This window comes from uncultured Oscillibacter sp. (genome assembly GCF_910579365.1).
GTDB lineage: Bacteria > Bacillota > Clostridia > Oscillospirales > Oscillospiraceae > Oscillibacter.
Window position 1 is genome coordinate 1 of sequence record NZ_CAJTUX010000111.1, and the last position, 5,598, is coordinate 5,598.

Consider the following 5,598-nt stretch of genomic DNA (forward strand, 5'->3'; position numbering starts at 1 on the left):
AGCCGGAACAGGCACCGCCGCCCCCGGCCCCTCAGACTGCGGAAAATCAGCAGTCTGGACCGCTGGACAGTGCCGCACTCTTGACTGCGGAAAAACCGCAGTCTGCACCGCTGGAAATGCGCGGTCTTGACAGCGGTTTTTCCGTCCCTAATAAGACTGAAAAGAAAAATACTGAACTGAACGATACTGACCCATCCATCCTTCCCCCTACCCTCGCCGTCGCAAGCTCCGCATCCCTCGCTTCGCCGCAAGCGGCAAAGCTCACTCGCTGCGCTGCTCCGTCTCTCCCCACCGCAAACGCTTCGCTGGTTTGCGGCGGGGGCCCCGGTCGGCCCAAGAGCCGTATGAGGATGGATGAGATGGATGGATACCGAGAGCTGATAAAAGAAAATATCGACTATGACCTGCTCCTGACCGAGCATCCCTACGATGAGGAAACGCTGGAGGGCTATGTGGAGCTTATGGTGGAGGTCTGCTGTTCCCGGCGGGACTTCATCCGTATCGCCGGAGAGGAAATGCCTACCGGCGTGGTCAAGAGCCGGTTCCTGAAACTTGGCCATGAGCATATCGCCTATGTTCTGGACAGCCTGAGCCAGAACACCACGCTGGTAAAGAACATCAAGGCGTATACCCTGGCGGCGCTCTACAACGCGCCCACAACCATCAGCCAGTATTACGCATCCCTGGTCAGCCACGATCTGGCCCAGGACGCGGCTGGAATATAACAACCGGACAGACAAAGGAGGATTTTCTGTATGGCAAACAAAATCGACATTCTGGTGGTAGAACCCTGCGAGGCTCCTCGCCCCATCCAGGTGGAGGATACGCTGGAAGCCTTTCAGCAGATTGTGGGCGGACCCATTGAGGCCGGGTGCTATCTGCCCCAGCGGGTCATGCTGATCTGCAACGGTGAGGGCAAGAACATGAAACTCATGCCCAACCGGGAGAATCCCACGGACAGCGGGGACTTTATCGCCGGGACGTTCCTGCTGTGCGGCTTTGAGGGGGAACACTTTACCTCCCTGACCCCTGCCCAGCAGCGGGAATTTGAAGCCTACTTCGCCACGTCCGGCCCGGAGGGAGGCGATAAGGATTGACCCACCGCCATCTGCTCCGCCGCCTGCTGGTCCCGCCCTAGTACATAGCACACCCCGGAAAATCCAAAATCTGAAAGGAGGACGCATGAGCATCAAATTTCCCAATCTAAAGCGATTCTTTTCTCTGTTCCTGGCGGCAGTGATGATGGTTAGCCTTTTAGCAGTCAACGCCCATGCCGCCAATGCCAACAAGATCACCGACTACGGCGACGCCTACGGCCATTGGGCCTATGAAGCCCTGGCGTGGGCGGTGAACAATGGTGTGCTGGTGGGTACGTCCGAGGACAAGCTGAACCCGGACGGCTATCTCACCCGCGCTCAGATGGCCGCTATGATCGACCGGCTGTTTAACACCTACAAGAGCGCCGACATTTCCCGCTTCACGGATGTACCCCGTGGGAGCTGGCACCATGACTACATCGCCCAGGCAGTCCACATGGGGACCTTCGCCGGGTATTCCAGCAGCCGCATGGGACCGAATGAGAATATCACCCGCGAACAGGCCATGGTGGTGCTGGCCCGGACGGTCTGCCTGTCCTCTGCCGGTAACTCCGCCCTTGCCCGGTTCCCGGACCGGAACCAGGTAGGCGCGTGGGCGGCGGACAGCGTTGCCGCCATGGTAGAGCGGGGCTACGTCAGCGGTTACAACGATGGCCGTCTGAACCCCAAGGGCCAGATCACCAGGGCGGAGATGGCGCAGATCATGAGCAATATCTTCCAGAGCGTCCACGATTCCGGTGATCTCACCGGCACCTACCGGGACACGGTTCTGGTGCGGGGCGCGGTAAGCATCAAGGACGCTGTGTTTGAAAGCGACCTGATTCTCGCCAACGGTCTGGGGGAGAACGCCCTGGACCTCAATAACATCACCGTCAAGGGGCGGCTGGTGGTGTGGGGCGGCTCTGCTGTCAACATCACCGGAAAATCCACCGTGGCGGGCGTGGTCACGCCCCGGAATGACGGCCCGGTGCAGGTGGTCTTTGACGCTGCGGCCACGGAGCTGTCCGAGAAGGGCTGCTCCATCGTCTACCCCAGCGGCATGGACAAGGGCAACAAGGTCCTGTTTACCGGCAAGGCCGACAAGCCCACAATCGCCTTTGACCTTCCGGCGTATCGGTATGTGGGGGATTCCGTCTCCGTGAAAACCACGCTCACCGGCGCGGAGGCCGTCACCTGGGAGCTGACCCGTGACGGGAAATCTATCGCCATGCCGGAGGGCTTCACCAAGGACGGCGGCATCTGCTACTTCATGGAGGCTGGCCGCTATACGCTGAAAGGCACTGTGGAGAACAGCGGCGGCACCGCCTCCTGCGAGAAAACTGTGGAGGTCCTGCCCATCGGTGACATTGCCTTTTCTCTGCCGGAGTATGGCTACACCGACCGGACGGAGGATGTGAAGCTGCTGCTGAAAAATGATCTGGACGGCTCCGTGGTCTGGACGCTGATGAAGGACGGCGCAAACCAGCCCCTCGCCAGCTTCACCAAGGACGGCGGCACACTGGCTCTGACCGAGACGGGCAAGTACACCCTGACGGCTACCCTCGCGGACGCCGCCGGGAAGCAGTACACCGCCAGCCAGTCCATCACCATCCTGCCGGTGATCGTCCCCACCGTGACCGCCAGCGCGGAGAAGGTGCATGAGGATGAATCCGTGGAGATTGGCCTGACGGTGGAGGGCGGCAAACCCGATTCCGTCCGCTGGGCGCTGACCAAGGATGGCAAAGAGGCTGCTGTCAGCCTGGGCGACCAGGGCGGGACACTTACCTTTGACGGTGCTGGGGACTACACCCTTACCGCTATCGCCGTGGATGCCCAGGGCCGGGAGTTTTCTTCCGAGCCTGTGGCAATCAAAGTTATCCCAAACCTGTCCCTTTCCCTGACCGCTGACACCGACAAGCTCCATGAGGACGAAGCGGCGGTAATCAATCTGACCGTGGAGCATGGCGCACCCTCGACTGTTGCATGGGCTTTGACCCGTGACGGCGCGGGTGTTTCTGTTTCTCTGGACGATAACGGCGGCAAACTGGCCTTTGACGGAGCCGGGGCCTATGTCCTGACCGCCACCATTACGGATGAGCTGGGGAAGGAGTATATTGCTGACCTGCCTTTGGAGGTCTGCCCGGTGATCGTCCTGACGCTGGACGCGCCGGAGACAGCCCATATTGACCAGCCCGCCAGCATCAACCTCTCCGGGACTGACTTGGACGTGACCTGGGAAGTGACTTCCGAGGACGGTGCTGTGGTTGAGAACGCCCTGACCAACAGCGGCGGCGAGATCACCTTCCCCTCTGCGGGTAACTACACCGCGACCGCCAGCGTGACGGACCACCTGGGGCGGACATTCAGTGCCAGCGCCACCATCAGCGTGTGGGACACCATGGGCCTGTCCTTCAAGCTCCCGGAGTTTGCCCACCCGGATGAGACGGTAAAGGTGAAAATGACCTCCGAGAACGTGGGGGACAGCAAAATTGCGTGGTCCCTGACCGTGGACGGCCAGACCGTTTCCCTCCCTGCCGGTATCAACGGGACCCTCGACAACGCTGGGGGTAACGTGAAATTCCTTCAGACCGGCACAAATATCCTGACCGCCTCCGTGACGGACGGCCTGGGCCGTGCCTTTACCTATGAGCAGACGATTGAGGTTTATCCCGTCCTCTCCCTGACCCTGACGGCGGATGCCGCCACTCATACGGATGAGCCGGTCAGCGTCACGCTGGAAAAGGACACCGCCCTGCCCGTGGTCTGGAAGATCATGCCGTCCAATGACCCCTCTGCTGCTGTGGAGTACACCGGCAATCTGACGGACAACGGCGGCACCATCCAGATCACCAGCGCCGGGGCCTATGACATTGCCGCCAGCGTGACGGACGCCACCGGGCGGACGTTCGCCGCTCCCGCCGTCACAGTCATGGTCTATCCCGTGGCGGGCCTGGACTTCACCCTCCCTGCCGCCGCGTGGACAGACAGCAGCACTCCCGTGGACCTCCTGACCAGCGATTTGCAGGGGCAGGACGTAGCCTGGACGCTGACGAAGGACGGCGCGGCGGTTTCCCTGACCGGCTCCATGCTGGGCGACCTGGGCAACCTGGGCGGCAAAGTCCGTTTCCCCGAAGTGGGGACCTACACTCTGACCGCCTCCGCCGTAGACGCGCTGGGCCGGGAGTATTCCTGTTCGCAGACCATCCGCATTTACCCCGTTGTCGGCCTGACAATTTCCCTCAGCGATATGAGCCACACCGATACTGCGGAGGATGTGCGGCTGACCACCGAGAACCTGGGCAGCAACGAAGTGGTCTGGACAGTCCTGCGGGATGGCAAAGAGATCATGCCACCCTTTGACCTGACCGCCAGGGGCGGGCACGGCTTCTTCTCCGAACCCGGTTTTTACACTTTCACCGCCAGCGTGACGGATGAGCTGGGCCGTGTCACCACCGCCACGGCTTCCATCCAGATTTACCCCGTGGGCGTGTCCGGCTTCTATCTGCCCAAAATGTTCCACACCGATTCTGTTGTCACGCTGGTGACGGGCTTTGCGGAATTGGGCGAGAACCCCCTGCGCTGGTCCCTGACCCGGAACGGCGAGAATGTCCCTGTCTCCGACTATGTGACCGGGGAACTGACGGCTGACGGCGGGAAAATCCAGTTCAAGCAGGCGGGCGAGTACAAGCTGAAAGCCAGCTTCAAGGACGCTGGGGGCCGCTCCTACTCCTATGAGCAGTCTTTCACCGTCTATCCCATTCCTGTGATCGCCTGGACCATGCCCGGCTACGCACACACGGACAGCACCTTTACCGTAGCGGTGGAATCCAAGAATATCACGGCGGATGCCTCCATCCAGTGGCACATTGACGACACCTACGGCCTCCGCCAGAATTGGGGGACCTACGTTGCGGGTACTCTTGGCGTGGAGCCGGGAGAAATCCGTATCAAACACGCCGGAGTGTTCACCCTCGGCTGTGAGATCACCGACCCCACCGGGCGGGTGTTCTCCTTTGACGGCCCCTCGATTGAGGTCCTGGCAGAACAGGAATTGCAGGTCAGCATCATTGAGCAGCAGGTCTACACCGGTGAGACGGTCCAGGTGCGGACCCTGGGCAATAACATTGCGCTGCCTGTGGAGTGGTCCTTGGAGAAGGATGGGAAACCCGCTGATATTGCTACCTATATCACCGGGGACCTTAACAACCTGGGCGGTGCGATTCAGTTCACCCAGGGCGGAGAGTTCCGGCTGATTGGCACTCTCCGGGACGGCCTGGGGCGGACCTTCACCGCCAGCGACACCATTACCGTCCTGCCGGTAGGCTCCCTCCAATTCTCCATGGCAGATATGGAGTACGTGGGCAACCGCGTCCCCGTGGTCATGGACAAGCTCTTTAACCCGGACGGGGCCATCATCACATGGTCCGCGCAGAAGGACGGCGCAGCCTGCATCATTGATCTGTCCAACCTGGACAATGACGGCGGCACTGTGATCTTCCCCGAACCCGGCGAGTACACCTTG

Annotated in this window: 3 protein-coding genes; all 3 read left to right on the forward strand. The window is 60.9% G+C overall.

The features are described 5' to 3' along the window. Positions 1 to 350 precede the first annotated feature (350 nt). A complete protein-coding gene (locus QZ329_RS14715; RefSeq protein WP_295753753.1) occupies positions 351 to 725 on the forward strand; it encodes a DUF6017 domain-containing protein in 375 nt (124 codons plus the stop codon). Between the two features lie 30 nt (positions 726 to 755). Beyond that, entirely contained in the window at positions 756 to 1,097 is a 342-nt protein-coding gene (locus QZ329_RS14720; RefSeq protein WP_251316487.1) for a DUF3846 domain-containing protein, read from the forward strand. Between the two features lie 85 nt (positions 1,098 to 1,182). After that, positions 1,183 to 5,598: S-layer homology domain-containing protein (locus QZ329_RS14725; RefSeq protein ID WP_295753755.1), on the forward strand; the 4,416-nt coding region annotated here is incomplete at its 3' end.